Raw genomic sequence first — 21,890 nt, forward strand, 5'->3', positions numbered from 1 at the left:
CAGCCCCTTATCCTTACCATGATATGCGAAACCGGCGGCAAAGACAAGGATTTTTTTGATTTTCGGGAAATTTGCTCTTCCACGGTTTGACAACCGGGGCAAACATACTATAATATAAACGAGCGCGCACCGCCGCGCCAACGTCACGACAGCGAGGAGGTTTTTGCGTATGAAGCTGGAACTGACGACCAAGCAATTCCGCCGTCTGCTGGATATGGCCTACATCGGGAACTGGATCCTGAACTCCACCCGGGGCGACGACCGTTTCAAGGATTATGACCAGGTGGAAAGCCTCCTGTTCGCCAAGGCCCGGGAAGAGGGCATGGGCATTCTGGCCGAGGACTGGCAGGGGGAAGTGGTCCCCTCCCGGGCCTTCGCCGAGGGCGGCATCCACGAGGCCATTATGGAATATGAGAACAATGTGTTTTTCGACATCCTGGCCGAGGATCTGGCCCGCCGGGACATGGACGACGTGCCCATCGACGAGAGCAACTATGACGAGCTCACCCGGCGCATCGACGCCTACATCGCCGAATTCGACCAGCACGGCACCGACAACATCCTGGTGGACAGCGACTCCCTCCCCTGAATCCGGTACGCAGACAGTAAGCCGCCCGGGACCGTTTTTTAATACGGTCCCGGGCGGTTTTTTCATGCCTCGCCGGGCGCCTCCGGGGCGTAGCAGCGGCGGACCCGGTTCAGGTTCCACACCACACACACCAACGCGCCCATGGTACCCACCACCAACAGCACGGTCAGCCAATCCGGCGGCGTGGCGAACCCGGCCACCAGACAGGAGAGGGTATACAGCACCGTCAGGCCGTCCCGGCTGTGCCGGAGGGAGGCCTCCACTCCGTCCTCCCCCACTGCCCCGGCCAGAGAGGCCAGGTCGGTGAGGAGCTGGTACTCAAAGTACACGTCCAGGGCCAGCAGCACCACCCCCAGCAGGGTCCCCGCCCCCTCCAGGGCGGCGGGGAGGGTGGCGAGCCATGCCTTGGCCAGATTGGTCTGGAACACCGCACGCACGCCCAGCAGAACGCACAGTCCCTCCAGCAAGCCCAGGGTGGGCCGGGCCTCCCGCAGCAGGCGGATGGCCCGCCAGAGGAACACATAGCCGATCCAGCGGGGCAGCACATTCAGTCCCCCGATGGTGAAGTCCACATACAGGAAGAGCTGGGCCCACATGACCCACACCAGGCCGCGATAGATCTCATTCCGTTCCATTTACCACTCCCCCTCCAGCGTCAGCAAAAAGAAGTGCTCCACGTCGTCCACCGTGCAGGAGGCGGCAAAGGCGGTGGGGGCCAGGCACTCGTCCCAGTCCAGTCCCAGATACTCATCGGTAACGCCGCCGCTCCCATCTCCCACCTGAGCGGGAAGGTCTACATGGTCGTTGTGCTGGCGGTCCAGCACCGCTTTCAGCTCCTCGGTGGTCCAGTCGCCTTCTTCCACCGGAACGAAGGCGAGGGTCCGGTGGAGGTCCCGGTCGTCTGCGGCGGTGAGCACGCCGCCCTCGCTCTTCCACCGGCTCACAAAAGGCCCATGGGGCAGGGGTTCCACGCGGAGGCTGGGGCCAGAGGAGAAGAACGAGCCGAACACTCCATTGGAGGCGCTCTGGTCCTCGGTGGTCTTGGCCCCCAGCACCCGCTGGATGTCCAGCCGGACCGTGAGCTCCCCGTCGCCGCCGGTATAGTGGAGCGAGGGCAGCTTGACGTTGGGGTATTGGATCAGATTCACGCCGTCTACCGTCTCAAACTCCCCCAGAGGCTCCACGGCGTAGCCTTGGTACTGGGGGACCACCAGCACTTCCTGGGTATACACCGGCGAATCGCCCTCCCCGTTCCCGGCAGTTTCATAGTTCTGGAGGCAGAGGGTCCCCTGATAGCCCGCCCCAGTGTCCCGCAGATTATGGATCTTCCAGTCCAGGGGCTCCTCGGGCAGAGGCCAGTCGGGGCTCACGCCGGAGGAGACCACCTCCAGCGTCTCGGGCAGCTCCTCCGCCGGGGCGGCGACGGCCAGCCAGAGGGGATTGCGCTCCACCAGGCCCTTGACGTAGGTGTCCAGGGCCCCGGCCACCGTGGTGGGCCGCCCGTCCAGCACCAGGGTGAGGACTTTGGCGGGGCTGCTCCCCCAGGCGGGACTGGCGCTGAGGGTGCCCGCCTCCGCTCGTCCGGCCACACACCCCACGGTGAGTACCAGGGTGCAGCACACCGCGCCCAGCGCCATCCCGGCGGGGTAGCGCTTGAAGCGGGCGATGCACTGGATGCGCCGGCGGATGTTCTTCCCGCCGTTGGCCATGGAGGAGGTGCCCGGCGCCCGGGCGTACTTCTCATTGGCCATGGACAGGAGGATGTGGCCGTAATCCCGCCGGTCCTCCCCCTCCAGCCGCTCCAGCACCCGCTGGTCGCACAGGGCCTCGCAGTCGTTCTGCACCCGGTCAAAGCAGTACCACAGAATGGGGTTGCACCAGTGGAGGCAGCGCAGCAGGCACAGCACGGCCCCCAGAGCGGTATCGCGGTAGCGGCGGTGGAGCAGCTCGTGGAGGAACACCTTGTCATCCACCTCCCGCCCCGCCGGCAGGACCAGCACGGGGCGGAACACGCCGCAGAGGAAGGCGCTCTGGACGCCCTCCACCTCCAACGCCCGGCAGGGTTTCAGGCCGTAGGTCTCCGCCACCCGGGAAAGCTGCTCTGCCCGCGCCCCGGCTGGCGTTCCCTTCCCCACCGCCATGCGCAGCCGGACATAGGAGAGCAAGAACCACCCCAGGCACACCAGCACTCCCACGGCGTAAATCACGAAAAGCCAGTCGGTGACACTCACCGGGGCCCCGGTGAGCCAGGGCACCGGGCTCAGGCAGGCGATGGGGGCGTAGGGGTCGGTATAAGCGGAGTTCAGGTGCAGCTCCACCGCGCTGCGCAGAAAGGTCAGCGGATAGGTGAGGTCCACCGGCCCGCCCGCCCGGGGCGCGCCCACCGGCAGCAGCAGGCGCACCGCCAGCGGCAGCCACAGCGCCAGCTGCCAGCGGGGGGAGAGCTTGTCGCCCAGAATCCGCTTCACCGCCAGCAGCACCAGCGCCGCCAGAGTCGCGGCCAGGGTCTGCTGCAAAAAGCACCAGAGGTCGGTCATGGCTCTCCCCTCCTTACACGTCCATCTCGTCCAACAGCCGCCGCAGCTCCTCCCGCTCGGCGGCGGTGATGGGCTCCTCCTGCAAAAAGGCGGCCACCAGCTTCCCCGCCGAGCCCTCGTAGGCCCGCTGGAGAAGGCTGCGCCGCTGCTGGGCGGTACACTCCTCCCGGGTCACCGCCGCCCGGTAGCGGTGGGGCGTGTGTTCCTTGTCGATGGAGACCAGCCCCTTAGTCTCCATTCGGGTGAGGTAGGTGTGCACCGTGTTGCGGCTCCAGCCGGTGCCCGGCTCCAGCGCCTTGGTCAGCGGACCCAGGGTCTCCCCCTCCGGCCGCTCCCACAGGGCGGTGAGGACCTCCCACTCCCGGTCGGAAAGCTGTTCCAGTTTCATGTCCATCCCTCCTACACTTGTAGTATCCTATATTCATACTACACATGTAGGACCCAAAAGTCAAGGGGGGAATTTGGCTGGACGGCGGACGGGGGGCTGTGCTATAATGAATAGTTGAATGGATTCCAACGGAGAGGGGACTTTGGCATGAACCGAATCGGTTTTGACAACAACAAATATCTGGAAATGCAGTCGGCCCACATCGCCGAGCGCATCGCCCAGTTCGGCGGCAAGCTCTATCTGGAGTTCGGCGGCAAGCTCTTTGACGACTACCACGCCTCCCGGGTGCTGCCGGGCTTCGCCCCCGACAGCAAGATCCGCATGCTCAAGGAGCTGCGGGACCGGGCCGAGATCGTCATCGCCATCTGCGCCAGCGACATCGAGAAGAACAAGGTCCGGGGCGACCTGGGCATCACCTACGACGTGGACGTGCTCCGCCTCATCGACGCCTTCCGGGGCCAGGGTCTCTATGTGGGCAGCGTGGTCATCACCCAGTACGCCGGACAGCCCGCCGCCGACGCCTTCAAGCGGCGTATGGAGGCTCTGGACATCCGGGTGTACCTCCACTACCCCATCGCCGGCTACCCCCACAACACCGCCCTCATCGTCAGCGACGACGGATATGGCAAGAACGAGTATGTGGAGACTACCCGCCCCCTGGTGGTGGTCACCGCCCCCGGACCGGGCAGCGGCAAGATGGCCGTGTGCCTCTCCCAGCTCTACCACGAGTACAAGCGGGGCATCCAGGCCGGGTATGCCAAGTTTGAGACCTTCCCCATCTGGAACCTCCCACTCCAGCACCCGGTGAACCTGGCCTACGAGGCCGCCACCGCCGACCTGGGCGACGTGAATGTGATCGACCCCTTCCACCTCCAGGCCTATGGCGAGACCACGGTGAACTACAACCGGGACGTGGAGATCTTCCCCGTCCTCTCCGCCATGTTCGAGAAGATCATGGGCGAGTGCCCCTACAAGTCCCCCACCGACATGGGCGTGAATATGGCGGGCAACTGCATCTTCGACGATGAGGCCGTCCAGGCCGCCGCCCGGCAGGAGATCATCCGCCGGTACTACGCGGGTCTCGCTGACCGGCGGCAGGGCAAGGCGGATGACACCCTCATCTACAAGCTGGAGCTCCTCATGCAGCAGGCCAAGGCCAGCGCCGAGCAGCGCCCCGTCATCGCCGCCTCCCTGGCGGTGGCCGAGGAGACCGGCAACCCCGCCTTTGCCATCGAGCTGCCCGACGGCCAGGTGGTCACCGGCAAGACCACGGAGCTGCTGGGCGCCTGCTCCGCCACCCTCCTGAACGCGCTGAAGGTGCTGGCCGGCATCGAGCACTCCTACCACCTCATCTCCCCCGAGGCCATCGAGCCCATCCAGCGCATCAAGGTCAACCAGCTGGGCTCCAACAATCCCCGGCTCCACAGCGACGAGACCCTCATCGCTCTGGCCATCTCGGCCTCCACCGACCCGGTGGCCGCCAAGGCTCTGGACCAGCTCTCCAAGCTGCGTGGCTGCGAGGCCCACTCCACCGTCATCCTCTCTCAGGTGGACAACGGTACCTATTCCAAGCTGGGGGTCCATCTCACCACCGAGCCCCAGTACGAGACCAACAAGCTCTACCACCGCTGATAAAAAAACCAGGCCTGTGCGCACGGCACAGGCCTGGTTCTTTTTTATGCGTCTCGGTGAGCCAGCCGCTCCGGCTCCTCCCCCTCCATCCGATAGAGGGTACAGGGTACCGTCATGGAGTCGAAGAAGGCCCGGCCCGCGCTCTCGGCGTCGGGGCCGTCAAAGCGCAGGGACAGGGAGCAGCTCCCCCCGATGCGCCGGGGCGTGGGGCAGAGCGCGGCGTTCACGCCCCGCTTCTTGGCCTCCGCCTCCCCCTGCATGCTGTGGGTGGTGGTGTAAAAGGACAGATAGATCATATCGTCCTCTTCTTTCCGCCCCGGGCAATGAGGGCCGCCCCCAGGGCTCCGGCGTACCGGCCCATGGGGTGGGACTGGACGGGCACGCCCAGCTTTTCGCTCAGGCGGCCCAGCAGGTAGGCGCTGTCACACAGCCCTCCGGTGAGGAACACCTCGCCCTTCAGGCCGTGGCGGGTACACAGGCCCACCACCCGGGTGACCACCGACTCCACCACGCCGGCGGCGATGTCCTCCCGGCGCTCACCGGCGCCGATGTGGCTGATGACCTCGCTCTCGGCAAAGACGGTGCACATGGCGCTGATGGCCAGCGGGTGGCCGGCCTCCGCCAGGGCGAAGAGCTCCGTCAGGTCCACCCCCAGGCGGTTGGCCATGATCTCCAGAAACTTTCCGGTGCCCGCCGAGCACTTGTCGTTCATCAGGAAGCTGGAGGGAGTTCCCCCCTCCACGGTGATGACCTTGGTGTCCTGGCCGCCGATGTCGATGATGGTGCAGTCGTGGCCCAGCAGGGCATAGCCGCCCCGGCCGTGGCAGGTGATTTCGGTGACGGTCTTGGCGGCGTAGTCCACCGAGATGCGGCCGTAGCCGGTGGCCACCACCTTCATCTCGCCCCCGTCCACCGGGTGCCCGGCGTCCTTCAGGCGCTGGGCCACGGCGGTGGCGGTCTCCTTGCTGCTCCAGCCGGTGGGCAGGACAAAGTGGTCCACCATGGTCTCCTCATTGAGCACCACCACCTTGGAGGCGGTGGAGCCGATGTCGATCCCCGTATAGTACATGGCTGCTCTCCTTTACTTCTCGATGGTCTCCAGGAAGGCCGCCAGGCGGGTGTTGATCTGACCCTTGTCGGACTGGGAGTAGTCGGTCTCGATGTTCAGGTAGGGCAGGCCCTTCTCAGTGACGCAGCGCTTGATGGAGAAGGACTCCACATTGTAGGTGTGGCAGGCCTGGAGGATGATCTCGATGACGCCGTCCACCTGGTACTCGTCGATCATGTCGGAGACGTACTGGGTGCGGGACTCGTTGGGGCTCATCACCGAGCAGTTGATGTTCAGGTACTTGCGGGCCAGAGCCTCGTAGATATCGGGGGCCTCGGGGTCAATCTTCTCCAGCTTCTCCCGGGTGCCGCTGCAGCTGTCGAAGGCCACCACGTCGGCGCCCAGCTCTTCCACGGCCTTGACGATCTTATCCCGCACGCCGCCGTAGGGGCAGCCGGTGAGGAGGATGCGGGGCCGGTCGCTGCTCTTGCCCTTGTAGTTGGCCTCCCAGTCGGTCCGGACCTCCTGGGTGCGCTTCTCCACCTGGGCGCAGCGCTCCTCCAGGTCGAAGGAGAAGCTGCTGGCATCCACCCGGGTGCCCAGCTCGTAGCCGGTGATGGGGGCGGGGTTCAGCTTGCCCAGCTCCAGATAGCCGAGCATCACGTCCCGCTCGTGGTTCTTGCGGCGCACGGCCTGGCGCACGTCGTCCTCGGTGATGGTGACGCCGAACTTCTCCTCCAGCTTCTCCTTGAAGCGGAGGATCTCGCCCTTCCAGAACTGCACGGCCTCCTCGGTGCGGACGTGGGGCAGCTGCATCACATAGGTCTCCTTGATCTCGTTGAGCAGCTCAAACATCTTCTTCTTTCCGTCACAGGTGGTCTCGCCCACCACCAGGTCGGAGAAGTAGAAATAGGGGCAGGTGTCGGTCAGCGCAAAGCCGTAGCTGGACTTGATGAGGGGGCAGAGGTTGCGGGGCAGGTTGGCCTCGGCGGCGGGGATGGGGTCCTCGCTGGTGCCGCACAGGCCCACGGGGATGGCTCCGGCGGCGTAGATCAGCTCCACCGGCACGAAGGTGCAGAAAATACCCACCACGCGGGCGCCCTGATCCTTGAGCTCCTTCATGCGGAGGAAGCCCTTCTGTCGGATCTCGTTATACGTCTCAAAGTTCTGGGGCAGTTTCGCCATAACGCCTCTTCCTTTCCCATATTCAGGCCGGAACCGGCCTTTTTTTCTTCACTCTCCTTCCGAGTATAGGTTTTTAAAATGCGGGTGTCAACAAATTTACTCTATTATTTTTATTTAAAATATTTATGTTTTCAATTATCTGATTCTTCTATAAAGTGCTCTCCTCTCACAGGATATGCACTCCGCCGGCGGACGGTCACGGCGCCTGCTCCGCGGTCCGCGCGTGGTAATCCTCCAGCATGTCGGCCAGGGTGACGCTCTCCATCGCCTCCCGGATGGCGTTTTCGATCTTGTGGTACGGCCCTTTCAGGACCGCCTTGATGTTTTGCGCCACGGGGCACGGACTTTTGCCGCAGGGGTGGATGCCGATGAGGGCGGTCAGGCCGTCCGGCTCCAGCGCATCGTAGATCTGGTACAGGGTGATCTCCTCCGGCGCCCGGCACAGCTCCGCGCCCCCGGTCCCCCGGGCCACCGTGATGAGCCCGGCCTTTTTCAGGGCGCTGAGGATGTTCCGGATCACCACCGGATGGACGTCGGTGCTCTGGGCCAGCCGCGTGCTGGTCACCTTGCCCGTACCCCCGGCCTCGTGAATGAAGATCAGGCAGTGGACAGCCACAGAACATTTCATACTCAGCTGCATGGTGATGGTCCTTTCTGTGTGAGTTCCTTTGATGTAATTCTTGACATTACATTAAGTCGGTGCTACACTGTCCTTACATTTTACGATTCTTTCCGCCCGAAGGCAAGCGCACACCGCGCCCCGGGGCGGGCGCGGCGCAGGGACGCCGCGCGGGAAGGAGCGATGGAACATGCTTTACGAGATCACTTTCAGCCCCACCGGCGGGACGAAAAAGGCCGCCGGCATGCTGGTCCGGGCGCTGGGCGGAGCGTCTACCGCCGTGGACCTCACGGACCATCGGGCGGACTTCTCCGCCCTGACCTTCACCCCAGAGGATGTGGCGGTCATCGCCGTGCCCTCCTACGGCGGCCGGGTACCCGGCCCGGCGGTGGAGCGGCTGAGCGCGCTGAAGGGGAACGGCGCCCGGGCGGTACTGATGTGCGTGTACGGCAACCGGGCCTATGAGGACACCCTTCTGGAGCTGGGAGACACGGCCCGACAGGCGGGCTTTCGCATCACTGCCGCCGTGGCAGCTCTGGCGGAGCACTCCATCGCCCACCGCTATGCCGCCGGCCGCCCCGACGCCCAAGATGAGGAGCAGCTGCGGCAGTTTGCCGGGCAGATCCGGGAGAAGCTGACCTCCGGGGTGGATACGGAGCCCGACCTCCCCGGCAATCACCCCTACCGCGCATTCAGCAGCATGGGTATGGTGCCCAAGCCCACCCGGGCCTGCAATCGCTGCGGCCTGTGCGCCGAGCAGTGCCCGGTACAGGCCATCGACCGGAAGGACCCCAAGCAGACCGACAAGACGCGGTGCATCTCCTGCATGCGCTGCGCGGCCATCTGCCCCCGGTCGGCCCGGAAACTCAGTCCCCTGCTGGTCATGGCCGCCAATTTTGCCCTGAAGAAGGCCTGTTCCGACCGCAAAGAGGGCGAACTCTACCTCTAAAATGGAATCTGAATTTGAACAGCCGGAGACCAGAACTGGTCTCCGGCTGTCTGCATCATCCCCCGGGGAAGGCGTCCAGCTGGGTCTGCAACCGCTCCAGAAAGAGCTCCGCCGCCTTGGAGAAGATCTGCGACTTCTTCCACACCAGGTACATCCCCAGCTCCAGCCTGGGCTTCAAAGGCCGGAAGCAGAGCTGGCTGCCGGTGGTGTTCACCAGCTTGTCCAGGGTGAAGGCGTAGCCCATCCCCTCGTCCACCATCAGGGATGCGTTGTAGATCAGATTGTAAGTGGCCACGGTGTGGAGCTCCGAGGGCTCCCGCCGCAGCCAGCGGTACAGACCGCTCTTGTTGTCCACCTGGCGGGAGAGGATCAGGGGCTTGTCCCACAGATCCCGGGGCGACACGGTCTCCCGCTGGGCCAGGGGGCTGTCCCGCCGCATCAGGACCCCCCAGGTGTCCTTCATGGGCAGCTCCATGTAGTGATATCTGGTCTTGTCCATGTCCCCCAGGAGGACCCCGAAATCCAGAAGACCCTTGTCCAGCCGCTCGCACACGTCCACGGCGTCCCCGCTGACGATGTGGAAGCGGATACCCGGATAGTGCTCCTGAAGCTGGTTGGCGGTCCGGACGATCTGCCGCACGCCGTCGGTCTCGCCGGTACCGATGTAGATGTCCCCGTTCACCGTCTCGTCGCAGCGCATGACCTCCTGCTCCGTGCGGTCCACCAGCTCCAGAATCTCCTCCGCCCGCTTGCGCAGCAGCATCCCCTCCTCCGTGAGGGTGATCTTCCGGTTGCCCCGGACCATCAGCTGCTTGCCCAGCTCCTCCTCCAGCTCCTTGAGCTGCCGGGAGAGGGTGGGCTGGGTGAGGTGGAGGGACTGGGCCGCCGCCGAAATATTCTGCTCCCGTGCCACCGCGAGAAAGTATTGCAGTACCCGCAATTCCATACCACGCACCTCCGATCAGGAACAGCATAGCACAGCTTAACTATAGGTTTCAAGCATAATAAACTATTCGATATAGGTATTTGTTATTCAAGCGGGCAGGTGCTACAATAGGGTCAGAAAATCAATGGATCAGGAGCGAACGATGGATTTACAGGCATTTTTGGATCATCTCAACCAGGGAAAGCCGGTGCAGGGCGGCGGCGAGGCCCACCAGTTCATGCACGGCGTCAGCCAGGAGGCCCTGCGCATCACCGCCGAGATCAACACCGGCTACCACACGCCGGAGGAGCTGCGGAAACTCTTCTCCCAGCTCATCGGCCAGCCTGTGGACGAGAGCTTCGGGCTCTTCCCGCCCTTCCATACCGACTGCGGCAAAAACATCCACATCGGGAAAAACGTCTTTATCAACATGGGCTGCAAATTCCAGGATCAGGGCGGCATTTACCTCGGGGACGGCGCACTCATCGGCCACAATGTGGTGCTGGCTACCCTCAACCACGCCAAATCCCCCAAGGACCGGAGCAGCATGCTCCCCGCCCCCATCCGCATCGGCAAACACGTCTGGATCGGCTCCAACGCCACCGTCCTGCCCGGTGTGACCATCGGGGACGGGGCCATCGTGGCGGCCGGAGCGGTGGTGACCCACGATGTGCCGGAAAACACCATCGTGGGCGGCGTGCCCGCCCGGGTCCTGCGCCATCTCAGTGAGGAGGAACTACAATGAGCAAAAAGATTTTGGTGATCTCCACCAGTCTGCGTCCCAACAGCAATTCCGACGTCCTGGCCCGGGAATTTGCCCGGGGCGCCCGGGAGGCCGGCCATGAGGTGGAGGTCCTCTCCCTGCGGGGCAAGGACCTGCGGTTCTGCAACGGCTGCATGGCCTGTCTGAAGGCCCCCCACTGCGTCATCCAGGACGACGCCAACGCCATCGTGGAGAAGATGGGCGCGGCGGACGTGATCTGCTTTGCCACCCCGGTGTACTACTACGAGATGTCCGGCCAGATGAAGACTCTGCTGGACCGGGCCAATCCCCTCTTCTCCGCCGACTACGCCTTCCGGGACATCTACCTGCTCACTTCCTCCGCCGAGGAGGAGGACAGCTCCGCCGACGGCCCCATCCACGGGCTGGAGGGCTGGATCGCCTGCTTTGAGAAGGCCCGCCTGGCCGGTGTGGTCCGGGGCGGCGGCGCCAACGATCCCGGCGAGATGCCGGAAGAGAAGCAGAAGGCCGCCTACGAGCTGGGCAAACGGATTTAAGGAGGTCTCCCTATGCAGTCCAAATACAACGGTTACTCCTTCCCCCTGCGGGACACGGTCACCCGGGAGAAGGTCCACTTCCACAACTGCTACGGCATCGAGCTGTGCGGCGACCTGTACCTGCCCGCGGGGGCGTCCGGCCCCTTTGCCGCTGTGGCGGTGGCCGGGCCCTTCGGCGCGGTGAAGGAGCAGTGCGCCGGGCTCTATGCCGAGGAGCTGGCCAGCCGGGGCTTTGCCGCCCTGGCCTTCGACCCCTCCTTCATCGGGGAGAGCGGCGGCGCGGTGCGCAATGTGGCCTCCCCCGACATCAACACCGAGGACTTTTGTGCCGCCGTGGACTTCCTCGCCACCCGGGACTTTGTGGACCCGGAGAAAGTGGGCATCCTGGGCATCTGCGGCTGGGGCGGCATGGCCCTCAACGCCGCGGCCATGGACACCCGCATCAAGGCCACGGTGACCTCCACCATGTACGACATGACCCGGGTGAACGCCAAGGGGTACTTTGACTCCGCCGACAGCGCCGACGCCCGGTACGAGACCAAGCAGGCCCTCAACGCCCAGCGCACCGCCGACTATCAGAGCGGCACTTGCGCCCGGGCGGGCGGCGTGGTGGACCCCCTCCCGGAGGACGCCCCCTTCTTCGTGAAGGACTATTATGACTACTACAAGACCGAGCGGGGCTACACCGAGCGGTCCCTCAACTCCAACGACGGCTGGAACACCACCTCTTCCCTGTCCTTCCTCAACATGCCCATCCTGCGGTACAGCAACGAGATCCGCAGCGCCGTGCTGATGATCCACGGGGAGAAGGCCCACTCCTGCTACTTCAGCCGGGATGCCTACGCCGACATGGTGAAGGACAGCCCCTGGGCCGGAAACAAGGAACTGGTCATCATCCCCGGCGCGGTCCACACCGACCTCTACGACCGGAAGGATATCATCCCCTTCGACAAGATCCAGCAGTTTTTTGAGGCGAATCTGAAATAAAAGACGGCAGGAGGCGGGTTTCATGACAAAAGCTCTCGGTCTGCTCCTGGCTGTCCTGGGGCTCACCGCCTGCGGGACGGTTGGGAACACAGCCTCTCCCTCTCCGTCCCCCTCGGCGGTCCCCAGCCAGGAGATCACCGCCCCCCAGCCCTCTGCCGAGGAGGGATCGGTTTTGTACATCACCGTGGGTGATCAGGCGCTGACCGCCACCTTCGCGGACAACCCCTCGGCCGAGGAGTTCCGCGCGCTGCTGGCCCAGGGTCCGGTGACCGTGACCATGGAGGACTACGGCGGCTTTGAGAAGGTGGGACCCCTGGGCGCGACCCTGACCCGCAGCGATGAGCGCATCACCACCCAGCCCGGGGACATCATCCTCTATCAGGGCGATCAGATCACCATTTACTACGACACCAACACCTGGACCTTCACCCGGCTGGCCCGGATCGACGATCCCAGCGGACTGCGGGAGCTGCTGGGAGATGGAACGGTACAGGTCACCTTTTCTCTCGCATAGGAGGTTTTTCATATGGCAGTCAAACAGACGGCGGGCCGGGACGGCCTGGGGAATTTCGCCCCCAAATTTGCGGAATTGAACGATGACGTGCTCTTCGGTGAGGTGTGGAGCCGGGAGGAGAAGCTCTCCCTGCGGGACCGCTCCCTGGTGACGGTGGTGGCCCTGATGGCCCAGGGCCTGGTGGACAGCTCCTTCCAGTACCACCTCTCCACCGCCAAACAGAACGGCATCACCCGGGAGGAGATCGCTGAGATCCTGACCCACGCGGCCTTTTACGCCGGCTGGCCCAAGGCCTGGGCGGCCTTCCGCATGGCCAAGGAGGTCTGGGCAGAGGACGCCGCCGAGGACGGCAAGGCCCGCCACCAGCGGGAGATGGTGTTCCCCATCGGCGCGCCCAACGATGGCTTTGCCCAGTACTTCGTGGGCCAGAGCTATCTGCACCCCCTCTCCACCAGCCAGGTGGGGGTGTTCAACGTGACCTTTGAGCCGGGCTGCCACAACAACTGGCACGTCCACCACGCCTCCAAGGGCGGCGGACAGATGCTCATCTGTGTGGCCGGTCGGGGCTGGTATCAGGAGTGGGGCCAGGAGGCCCGGGAGCTCCACCCCGGTGATGTGGTCAACATCCCCGTGGGCGTGAAGCACTGGCACGGCGCCGCCGCCGACAGCTGGTTCTCCCACCTGGCCCTGGAGGTCCCCGGCGAGGACACCTCCAACGAGTGGCTGGAGGCCGTGTCTGACGAGACGTACCGCAAGCTGAAGTAAACAGGAGCCTGGATACCGCCGGTATCCAGGCTCCTTTGCTGTTTATTCGAGGGTGAACACGTCCATGGGGTCGAAGTCGGCGAAATGGTCGTTCTTGTACGCCAGCAGGGCGGCGGTGCAGTTGGTGCACTGATGCTCAATGGCCAGGTTGATGAGCTCCGTCACCTGGGCCAGCGTGAAGGAGTCCAAGACCTCCACTGCAGTGGCATCGTCCTTCAAAATGCGCCCCTCCACCGTCCACTTGTCCAAGAGCCCGATGATGTGGTTGGCACGGCGGCTGCGGCGCTCCAGCCGGAAGGCCCCCAGCGTCAGCTGACCCTGAAGGTTCAGCGCATGCCGGTCCACCGCGCTCCCCCAGCCGTCGTAGTCCAGCCGGCAGTCGTCCAGCGTGATGTCCAGCTCGCTGGCGGCGTAGTCAAACGCAAATGAGATCCCGTGCTTCTCCTGTCCTTTGAAGCGGTAAGCCGGGATCTTCATGCCCTGGTAGCGCTCCTCCCGGACGGCGCTGAACTTCACCACCGGCTCCCATACCTGCTCAAAGGGCTGTTTCAGCCCGTGGGCGGCAAAGTACCGCTGCCAGGCGGCCGCCTCCCCCGGCTCCATCTCCATGGGGTGGGCCACCCCGATAGGGTCCGGCCCCAGCTGGTACGGCCCGCCGCCTGCCTCCACCGCCTCCCCCGTCTGCGTCAGGGTAAAGCAGGTCCCGTTCTGGCTCCACACCAGCAGGACGACGATTTTCCGCAGGACGGGATTCCGGAGGTACGCGCCGCTCCATCGCTCCGCCGGGATGCTGTCGCCGCTCAGGAAGAGCTGGAACAGTCGGTCCTTCTGGGCCCGCAGCAGGGTCTCAACGGTGCTTTTCAGCTCCTTGAAGGTCTCGTTGGCCGCCTTGGCATGAAGGGCGTCGTCCTCTTTTCCCGCCTTTGGGAGTTGCCTGACCGTCTTTCCCGTGGCCTCGTTCCGGATGGAAACGGTCAGGTCGGGGAGCAGCTCCACCCGGAAGGTCCGGCCACCGTAGTCCAGCTCCATCCGCCCCTGGTCGTCCAGCCCGGTCTCCGCCTGCTCCAGCAGGAGCGCCCGCAGCTCTTCCGGCGGCATCTTCCGCAGCTTCGCCGCCCGGCACAGCAGCTCTTGGCTCTTCAGCTGCGCCCGCAGAGTGTCCGGATTCTCATTGTAGGGCAGCCAGCGTTCGATGCCCTTCTTGATCTGGTCCCGGACGCTGGCGTCGTACAGCTCACGGCCGCAAAGGTCGTGGTAGATCCGGACCAGGCGCTCGGCCTGCCGGCCCCCGCACAGAATGCACACGGCGGGCAGCGCGGCCACCGCGTCCCAGGAGCCGTCCCCCTCCACCTTGCATTGGGTCTCCAGAAAGCGCGTCAGTTCACTGCGGTTGAGCAGCTGGAGCAGCCGGAGCTCGGCGCTTCCCATCCAGGTGTCCTCCCGGCCGAAGCACAGGCGGAACAGCAGGGTCTCCACCGCCTCCGCCGGGGCGGGGGCGCCGCTGGCGGCAAAGGTCAGGCCGGTGACCTCCTCCACTCCAAAGAGCAGAGCGGTCACCAAACGGTATACCGCGCGGTCCTGCTCCTCCGGAAGCAGCCGGCGGAAGTCCTCCTCGGTTCCGGGGCAGTCGTCCGGAAGGGCCGGAAGAGCGGCCACCAGGGCGGCGCGGCACACCTCCACCTTCCGGGGGGTACTCAGATCGCCCCCATAGGTTTCCAGCGCTTCCGGGAACGACAGTCCGCAATAGGCCTGTGCGATAGCCATGATCCGCCCGATGTCCGCGGTTTTCCGCAGCTTCTCCGCCTGCTCGATCACCAGGCGGGACGTCACATCCGGGCTGAGGGCGGGCAGCTCTCCCTCCTCCCCCACCCTGGAAATCAGCCAGGCCGCCGGGACACACAGTTTCTTCACCTTCGGGGAGATCCGGGCGCGGACCAGCCAGTCCAGCCCAATGCCGACGTTCTCCGGTCCGATGCGCACAACCTTCCCGCTTGCCTGTTTCAGCGCGTCCGGTGCCACCAGTACGGCGTCCGGGAACGTCAGTTCCCGAAAAGCACTCGCGGGGCCGGTCACAACGCTGTCCTCGGCCACCCACTCCCGCTTGTTCAGGTTCCCCGCCGCAGTGAGGCACTTTTTCAGTGCATCGGCGGTCTCTCCCTTCAGATGGTACCCATAGCGGGCCAAAAACTCCACCAGGCGGGCGTCCCGCGCTTTATTCTTCTTCTCCCCCACACACAGCGCCGCCAGCGCTTCCGCCGTCTCCTGAGCCGTCTCCGCCGTGACGCTCCGCCAGACGGCCTCCTTCCACGCCTTCTGACTCTGGGTCATCAAACACTGGGCCGCCTGGGCCGGTGTGAGAACGAGATTCCATGCAAACTCCACAGGAGGCTTTTCCGGGAAGGGAAGCGCGGCGTCCAGCCGGATACATGCCTGTTCCGGAAAGAGATCCGCACTCCGCAGGGGTTGAAACGCGGTGACTTCCGTCAATGCGGGGCATGTGTAGAACGCATGCCAGCCGTCAATCATCCCCGCCAGGATGGTCACATTGGTCAGACCCGTACAGCCGGAGAAGGCCGAGCCGCCGATCTTGGTCACGCTCTCCGGGATGGTCACGCTGATCAGGCCCGTGCAGCCGGAGAAGGCAGACCATCCGATCTTACTCACCCCGTCCGGAATGGACACATGCCCGCCTGGGCCGATGTACTGCTCCAGCACACCATCTTGTATCACAAAATCCAAGTCAGTACTCACAAAGACACCTTCTTTATTCCAGGGTGAACACATCCATGGGGTCGAAGTCCGCGAAATGGGCGTTCTTATATGCCAGAAGGGCGGCGGTGCAGTTGGTACACTGATGCTCAATGGCCAGGTTGAGCAGTTCCGTCACCTGGGCCAGGGTGAAACTGTCCAGGTACTCCGCCGCGCTCACGTCGTCCCGCAGAATGCGGCCGTACACCGTCCACTTGTCCAGCAGGGCCAGGACGTGGTTGGCCGCCCGGCCGGGGGTTTTCACCTTCAGCTTGCCAAAGACCACCCGGGCATCCTGGTCCATCCAGTGGCGCTGGAACTGGGTGAAATCACACTCCAGGTCCAGACCGGCAAAGGAGGTCCAAAGCTCGCTGGTCCCGATGTCGAACTCAAACTGAATCCCGTGCTTGTCCCGGCTGCGCAGGTAATTGGCGGGCAGCTCCAGGCCCTCATATCGGTCCGCCTTCACCTGGGAGAAGTCGATGACCGGCTCCCACACCTGGGCAAAGGGCTGTTTGAGGGCGTGGGCGGTAAAATACTTCTGCCAGCGCGCCAGGTCGTCCCGGTCCATCTCCATGGGGTGGGCCACCTTTACCGGCTTGTCCTTCACCTCGCAGGGCTGTCCCGCGGAGTCCACGGTCCCCTGGGCCGCCACGGTGAAAGTCTGCTTCCCCTGGGCCCACACCAGCAGGGAGGCCACCTGGCGCAGCACCGGATTGGTGAGATAGGCCGCCCTCCAGCCGGCGGCGTCCTGCCCTTTTCCCCGCAGGAATGCCGCAAAGAGCTGATCGCAGCGGCCCTTCACCGCCCTTTTCAGGTTCTTTTTCAGGTCAGCCAGATCGGCCTTGGCCGCCTCGTACTGTTCCGGATCGGCGTCCTTCTTGGGGATGGACTTCACTGCCTTCCCCGCCGTCTCATCGTACAGCGACAGAGAGAGGTCGGGCGCCATGGCCACCGTCACCTGCCGGCCCCCCAGGTCGTAGGTCTTGCGGCCCTCTCCGTCCAGCCCGAACTCCATCAAGCACCGGTCCCGCAGGGCCTCTTCCGTCGTGCCGTGGCGCTGGGCGTAGACGCGGAGTACCTCGTCCTTGTCCAGCTTCAAGACGGCCTCCCGGGTGTCGCTGAGCATAAGCGCGCCCCGGGCGGTGAGCAGGAATCCCCGGGTGGACAGGCCGCCGCGGGCGTTCCGGTTCATCTCTGCCACCACCTTGGCGATCTCCGCCCCCCGGCCATAGCGGCAGTAGGGGATGACCCAGGCGTCGTGCCGGCTTTTCAGAGCCTCCAGACAGGCGAGCAGCGAGTCCCGGTCCAGCCGCTCCGCGGCCTGGTCGGCCAGCTCCACCGGGTCGGCGTTTTCAAAATCGTGCCGGTTGTCCGCGTAGCCCGGGCGATAGGTGTACTGCTCGGCGTAGGGTACAATGGCGCAGAGGACCAGAAACTCCGGCGCAGCCTCCTCCGAGCCGTTCTGTTTCACCACCTTGAGGGCCGCCGCGGTCCCCTTGCGGGCCTTGTAGCACTTCATCAGGTCCGCCTCCCGGAAGGCCGCGCGCAGATCGGCATTGGGGTCGTCCGGCGCGTATTCCGGCTCGTCCTGGAGCAGCTGGGCCAGCTGTTCCGCCGCTTTTTTGGCCTTCCGCCCCTGGGCAGCGGTGAGAAGGGCCTGGATGGTCTCGCTCCGGAGTTCCTCCTGGTGCTCCGAAACAAAGTCCACCGCCTTCTGGAACTTGGACGGCTTGCCCCCTTCGGCCAGGATCTCCGCCATACCGGCCACATAGTCATCGTACGGGGGCATCATGTACCGGGCACACAGGTCTTTGAACGGGGAGGAGCTCTGGATCAGGTACAGCCCCGCCCAGTCCCGGGCGCTCATCTGCCGGTTCCAGAGGAGGTCGATCTGGATGGCGATGCTCTTGTTCAGCCGGTCCTCCGCCTCGCACAGCCCCTGGGGCATGGTCTTGTACAAGGTCTGATTGTGCTTTTTGAGGGTGGCTTCGTCCCAGGGGCCGCCGAACATCCCAGTGCTGAAGTCGCCGATTTTGCGGATGCTGCGGGGGAGGACCACCTCCTTCAGCCGGGTGCAGCCCTGGAAGGGCAGACTGCCCAGGTCGGCGACGCCCTCCTGGACGGCGACCTGTTGGAGGGCGTGACAGTCCTCAAAGACCTGATCTCCCATTTTCTCCATCCCCGTGGGAATGGAGATCTCTTGCAGGCGTTTGCAGCCGGCAAAGGCGCGCTCCCCCAGGGTATGCAGGCTCTCCGGCAGCGTCGCGCCGGACAGGGCGGTGCAGTGGAGAAATGCCCCGTTCCCAATGGCCGTGACCCCCTCGGGGATGGTCACCTGGGTCAGCCTTTTCTGGCCGCGAAAGGCATAGGCGCCGATCTCGGTGAGCCCGTCCGGCAGGACATACGCCCCTGCCACATTGGAGAGCAGGCGCAGATAGATCCCGTCTTCAGTGCAGACCGCCTGATTGCGGATGAGAAGGCGGCCTGTTGCAGTCTGCAATTCATAGATCCATCCGAACTCTTCTATACCGCCCCTCTTGTTCCGTACATATCGTTGATGGATGGTGGTGGTAAACACGCCGAACCGGCCGGTACTCTGTGATCCGCCCCACTGGGCCTCCGGCCCCAGTGCGGCGATATCCTGCTCCACGCTCACACGGATCAGGGTGCAGTGGTCGAAGGCCCCGTCGTCGATCTCGGTGATGGTCTCAGGAAACCGGACCGTCTGGAGGCCCGTGGCATCCGCAAACGCCTCCCGTGTGATCCTGGTCACCCCATACGGGATGACGGCCTCCTTACCAAGGCCGCTGTACTTCTTCAAAACGCCGTTTTCAATCACAAATTCCGCATTTTCGCTCATAAAGACACCTTCCTTACTCCAAAGTAAATACGTCCATGGGGTCAAAATCCGCGAAATGGTCGTTCTTGTACGCCAGGAGGGCGGCGGTACAGTTGGTACAGTTGTGCTCAATGGCCAGGTTCAGAAGCTCCGTCACCTGGGCCAGGGTGAAGGAGTCCAGGAACTCCACCGCGCTGGCATCGTCCTTCAGAATGCGCCCCTCCACCGTCCACTTGTCCAGCAGGGACAGGACGTGGTTGGCCGCCCGGCCGGGGGTTTTCACCTTCAGCCTGCCAAACACCACCTGGGCGTCCTGGTCCATCCAGTGGCGCTGGAACTGGGTAAACTCGCACACCAGACTCAGTCCGGCAAAAGAAGTCTCCAGCTCGCTGGTGGCGTTGTCATAGTGGAAGCGGATGCCGTGCTTGTCCCGGCTGCGCAGGTGGTTGGCGGGGAGCTCAATGCCGCTGTACCGGTCCTCCTTCACCTGGGAGAAGTCCACCACCGGCTCCCACACCTGGGCAAAGGGCTGCTTGAGGGCGTGGGAGGTAAAGTACTTCTGCCAGCGCGCCAGGTCGTCCCGGTCCATCTCCATGGGATGGGCCACCTTCACCGCCTTGTCCTTCACCTCGTAGGGCTGCCCCGCGGAATCCACGGGCCCCTGGGCCGTCACGGTGAAGGTCGCCTTCCCCTGGGCCCACACCAGCAGGGAGGCCACCTGGCGCAGCACCGGGTTGGTGAGATAGGCCGCCTTCCAACCGGCGGCATCCTGCTCGCTCCCCCGCAGGAATGCCGCAAAGAGCTGGTCACAGCGGCCCTTGACCGCCTTTTTCAGGTTCTTTTTCAAATCGGCCAGATCGGCCGTGGCCGCCTCGTACTGGTCCGGATCGGCGTCCTTCTTGGGGATGGACTTTACCACCTTCCCCGCCGTCTCATCGTACAACATCAGCGAGAGGTCGGGCGCCATGGACACCGTCACCTGCCGCCCTCCCAGGTCGTAGGTCTTGCGGCCATCTCCGTCCAGCCCGAACTCGGTCAGGACCGTGTCCCGGATGACATCCGCATCGGTCCCCCGCAGTTTGGCCGCGAACGGCAGGAGTCCGTTTTTGTCCGCCCACAGGAGGGCCTCCCGGCAGTCGCTCAGACAGAGGGCGTACTGGGCCAGATACTCCGTCTGCCGTCCGGGCTTCTCGTAACGGTTCCAGTCATGCCAGTCCTTCAGGCTGGAGAGCACCTTGCGCACCTGCTGCGGGGAGCCAAACCGACAGTAGGGGACCAAAAAGGTCCGATCCCGGAGGATACCGGATACCTGCAGGACCTTGGTTCCGTAGAGGTAGTGCCTCGTGATCTCCAGCGGACGGTTTTCCAGGGTGTCATATACCGTCTCCAGCGCCTGCCGGAAGGCCGCCGAATCCAGAGCAGCGGCGATCTGATCGGCGTTCCGGTGGTAGGAGAGCTCCAGCGTGTACCCCTTCCGCACCTCTCCCACATCCAGATAATCGGCCAGCACACACCCCAGCACAAAGGGCGGGGCGCTCTCCTCGCTGTCCCCATAGCGGACGGCGGGGAGATCCTCCAGCGACAGCCCGCAGGTGTTCAGAAGGCGTTTCACATTGCTTTCCGTGTAGTGCGCCCGGCAGAACGCCTCCACCGGATGCGCGGCGCTGGTCTCCTCCGGGCCGTCGTCGCCCGCCGCCTTTCGCTGGGCCACCGCCGGTTCCAGGAGCTCCGCCGCCTTTTTGGCTCTGGCCGCGGTCAGTGCATCGTAGAGGGCAAACAGCGTCTCGTTTTTCAGCGTACTCCCACACGCCAGCGCAAATTCCGCCGCCCGCTTGCAGATCGTGGGTTTGACCTTTTCCGTCGTCAGAATCCCGGTCATGGCGGCCACGCTCTCGTTCTCATCCTGGTAGAGCTGCCGCTCACAAAATGCCCGGACCTTTTGTGAGCCGGAGGTCAGGTAGATCGCGGCTGCCGCCGGAGTGCTCCCCATCGGCCACTCGTACACAGACTCCATGGCCATCCGGATTTTGCAGCCGTTCAGCAGCACATGGGCCAGGTTTTTGACCTCCAGGCTTTGCGGACAGTCCTGCCCGGCGCGGATCAGATCCGGAAATGTCCGGTTAGACATACTTTGAAGCCCGAGGGGAAGGGTGATGCTGGTCAGACTCGTGCAGCCAGAGAAAGCTCCCCCGTAAATCTCGGTCACACCCGCCGGAATGGTGACACTGGTCAGGCTCGTGCAGTTCGCAAAGACAGACCATTCAATCACGGTCAAGCTGTCCGGCAGGGTAATGCTGGTCAGGCCCGTGCAGTTCGCAAAGGCAGACCATCCAATCATGGTCACGCTGTCCGGCAGGGTGACGCTGGTCAGGCCCGTACAGCCGGAGAAAGCAGCGCTGCCAATCACGGTCACGCCGTCCGGCAGGGTGACGCTGGTCAGGCCCGTACAGCCGGAGAAAGCAGCGCTGCCAATCACGGTCACGCCGTCCGGCAGGGTAACGCTGGTCAGGCCTGTACAGCCGGAGAACGCGCTCTCGCCGATCTCGGTCACACCCGCCGGAATGGTGACGCTGGTCACGCCCGTGCAGCCCTCAAAGGCAGACCCGCCGATCTTTGTCACACCGGCCGGGACGACCACATCCCCGCCGGGGCCATTGTACTTGGTCAAAACGCGTCTTTTCGTATATGTACGGATGGAAAACTCTGCATTGCCGCTCATGTTGGTCCCTCCTGATTTTTCAGTCCTTTAAATTGTCGATTTTATCCTTTTTATTATAGTATTTCGCCCCTTTTTTGTCTACTATGCTGTCTGCATAGGGTGAGGCATCCTCCCGCCGATGAAACAACGGGCCGCCCAGCGGCGGCCCGTTGTCGTTTTCCAAAC

General features: G+C 64.1%; 20 protein-coding genes. 8 read left to right on the top strand and 12 right to left on the bottom strand.

All coding sequences use genetic code 11. The features are described from left to right. Positions 1–169 precede the first annotated feature (169 nt). Positions 170–589, top strand: coding sequence for a hypothetical protein (locus tag B5G43_RS06680; protein ID WP_087259699.1), 420 nt, complete (start codon positions 170–172; stop codon positions 587–589). A gap of 62 nt (positions 590–651) precedes the next feature. Here B5G43_RS06680 and B5G43_RS06685 read toward each other — a convergent pair whose 3' ends face one another. Genes B5G43_RS06685 through B5G43_RS06695 form a run of 3 tightly spaced genes read right to left on the bottom strand, consistent with a single transcriptional unit; the run spans position 652 to position 3,514 of the window. Continuing rightward, a complete protein-coding gene (locus B5G43_RS06685) occupies positions 652–1,224 on the bottom strand; it encodes a hypothetical protein (protein ID WP_087259700.1) in 573 nt (190 codons plus the stop codon). Beyond that, a complete protein-coding gene (locus B5G43_RS06690; protein WP_087259701.1) occupies positions 1,225–3,126 on the bottom strand; it encodes a M56 family metallopeptidase in 1,902 nt (633 codons plus the stop codon). Positions 3,127–3,139: 13 nt separating this feature from the next. Next, on the bottom strand, positions 3,140–3,514 hold the full coding sequence (locus B5G43_RS06695) for a BlaI/MecI/CopY family transcriptional regulator (protein ID WP_087259702.1): 375 nt from the start codon (positions 3,512–3,514) through the stop codon (positions 3,140–3,142). A 147-nt stretch (positions 3,515–3,661) separates the two neighbouring features. Between B5G43_RS06695 and B5G43_RS06700 the strand changes: the two genes are divergently transcribed. Beyond that, a complete protein-coding gene (locus tag B5G43_RS06700; RefSeq protein ID WP_087259703.1) occupies positions 3,662–5,146 on the top strand; it encodes a DUF1846 domain-containing protein in 1,485 nt (494 codons plus the stop codon). A gap of 44 nt (positions 5,147–5,190) precedes the next feature. Here the strand turns inward: B5G43_RS06700 and B5G43_RS06705 are convergent, their stop codons facing one another. The 4 genes from B5G43_RS06705 to B5G43_RS06720 all read right to left on the bottom strand — a co-directional run bounded on the left by B5G43_RS06705 (position 5,191) and on the right by B5G43_RS06720 (position 8,007). Beyond that, positions 5,191–5,442 (bottom strand): DUF3343 domain-containing protein, encoded by a 252-nt coding sequence (locus B5G43_RS06705; protein ID WP_087259704.1) that lies wholly within the window; start codon positions 5,440–5,442, stop codon positions 5,191–5,193. After that, on the bottom strand, positions 5,439–6,215 hold the full coding sequence (locus B5G43_RS06710; RefSeq protein WP_087259705.1) for an acyl-CoA dehydratase activase: 777 nt from the start codon (positions 6,213–6,215) through the stop codon (positions 5,439–5,441). Before B5G43_RS06710 ends, B5G43_RS06705 begins: the two co-directional genes overlap by 4 nt. 12 nt (positions 6,216–6,227) lie before the next feature. Beyond that, positions 6,228–7,379: a double-cubane-cluster-containing anaerobic reductase gene (locus B5G43_RS06715; RefSeq protein ID WP_087259706.1), complete on the bottom strand. Its 1,152-nt coding sequence runs from the start codon at positions 7,377–7,379 to the stop codon at positions 6,228–6,230. 196 nt (positions 7,380–7,575) lie between these two features. Then, positions 7,576–8,007, bottom strand: a complete 432-nt coding sequence (locus B5G43_RS06720) for an Rrf2 family transcriptional regulator (protein ID WP_242960489.1) — start codon at positions 8,005–8,007, stop codon at positions 7,576–7,578. 181 nt (positions 8,008–8,188) lie between these two features. Between B5G43_RS06720 and B5G43_RS06725 the strand changes: the two genes are divergently transcribed. Next, entirely contained in the window at positions 8,189–8,947 is a 759-nt protein-coding gene (locus tag B5G43_RS06725) for a 4Fe-4S binding protein (RefSeq protein ID WP_087259708.1), read from the top strand. 55 nt (positions 8,948–9,002) lie between these two features. Here the strand turns inward: B5G43_RS06725 and B5G43_RS06730 are convergent, their stop codons facing one another. After that, a complete protein-coding gene (locus tag B5G43_RS06730; RefSeq protein ID WP_087259709.1) occupies positions 9,003–9,893 on the bottom strand; it encodes a LysR family transcriptional regulator in 891 nt (296 codons plus the stop codon). 142 nt (positions 9,894–10,035) lie between these two features. Between B5G43_RS06730 and B5G43_RS06735 the strand changes: the two genes are divergently transcribed. The 5 genes from B5G43_RS06735 to B5G43_RS06755 are packed head-to-tail and all read left to right on the top strand — an operon-like array spanning position 10,036 to position 13,416. Continuing rightward, positions 10,036–10,617: a sugar O-acetyltransferase gene (locus tag B5G43_RS06735; protein WP_087259710.1), complete on the top strand. Its 582-nt coding sequence runs from the start codon at positions 10,036–10,038 to the stop codon at positions 10,615–10,617. After that, complete coding sequence (locus tag B5G43_RS06740; RefSeq protein WP_087259711.1) at positions 10,614–11,150, top strand: flavodoxin family protein; 537 nt, start codon at positions 10,614–10,616, stop codon at positions 11,148–11,150. The genes B5G43_RS06735 and B5G43_RS06740 overlap by 4 nt, the downstream gene beginning before the upstream one ends. Positions 11,151–11,162: 12 nt before the next feature. Further along, on the top strand, positions 11,163–12,137 hold the full coding sequence (locus B5G43_RS06745; protein WP_087259712.1) for an alpha/beta hydrolase: 975 nt from the start codon (positions 11,163–11,165) through the stop codon (positions 12,135–12,137). Between the two features lie 22 nt (positions 12,138–12,159). Beyond that, complete coding sequence (locus B5G43_RS06750) at positions 12,160–12,651, top strand: cyclophilin-like fold protein (protein WP_087259713.1); 492 nt, start codon at positions 12,160–12,162, stop codon at positions 12,649–12,651. A gap of 12 nt (positions 12,652–12,663) precedes the next feature. Further along, positions 12,664–13,416 carry a carboxymuconolactone decarboxylase family protein gene (locus tag B5G43_RS06755; RefSeq protein ID WP_087259714.1) on the top strand — a complete coding sequence of 251 codons (753 nt, stop codon included), beginning with the start codon at positions 12,664–12,666 and terminating at the stop codon, positions 13,414–13,416. Between the two features lie 42 nt (positions 13,417–13,458). Here the strand turns inward: B5G43_RS06755 and B5G43_RS17300 are convergent, their stop codons facing one another. Genes B5G43_RS17300 through B5G43_RS17305 form a run of 4 tightly spaced genes read right to left on the bottom strand, consistent with a single transcriptional unit; the run spans position 13,459 to position 21,888 of the window. Next, complete coding sequence (locus B5G43_RS17300; RefSeq protein WP_242960490.1) at positions 13,459–16,167, bottom strand: DUF4132 domain-containing protein; 2,709 nt, start codon at positions 16,165–16,167, stop codon at positions 13,459–13,461. 13 nt (positions 16,168–16,180) lie between these two features. Then, the gene (locus B5G43_RS06765) at positions 16,181–19,027 is read right to left on the bottom strand and encodes a leucine-rich repeat protein (RefSeq protein ID WP_087259716.1); all 2,847 of its coding nucleotides are present in this window, start codon (positions 19,025–19,027) and stop codon (positions 16,181–16,183) included. Positions 19,028–19,040: 13 nt separating this feature from the next. Then, positions 19,041–21,725: a leucine-rich repeat protein gene (locus tag B5G43_RS06770; protein WP_087259717.1), complete on the bottom strand. Its 2,685-nt coding sequence runs from the start codon at positions 21,723–21,725 to the stop codon at positions 19,041–19,043. Positions 21,726–21,744: 19 nt separating this feature from the next. Continuing rightward, on the bottom strand, positions 21,745–21,888 hold the full coding sequence (locus B5G43_RS17305) for a hypothetical protein (RefSeq protein ID WP_158097378.1): 144 nt from the start codon (positions 21,886–21,888) through the stop codon (positions 21,745–21,747). Positions 21,889–21,890 lie beyond the last annotated feature (2 nt).

The sequence above is a fragment of the Flavonifractor sp. An92 genome (assembly GCF_002159175.1).
Taxonomy (GTDB): Bacteria; Bacillota; Clostridia; order Oscillospirales; family Oscillospiraceae; genus Pseudoflavonifractor_A.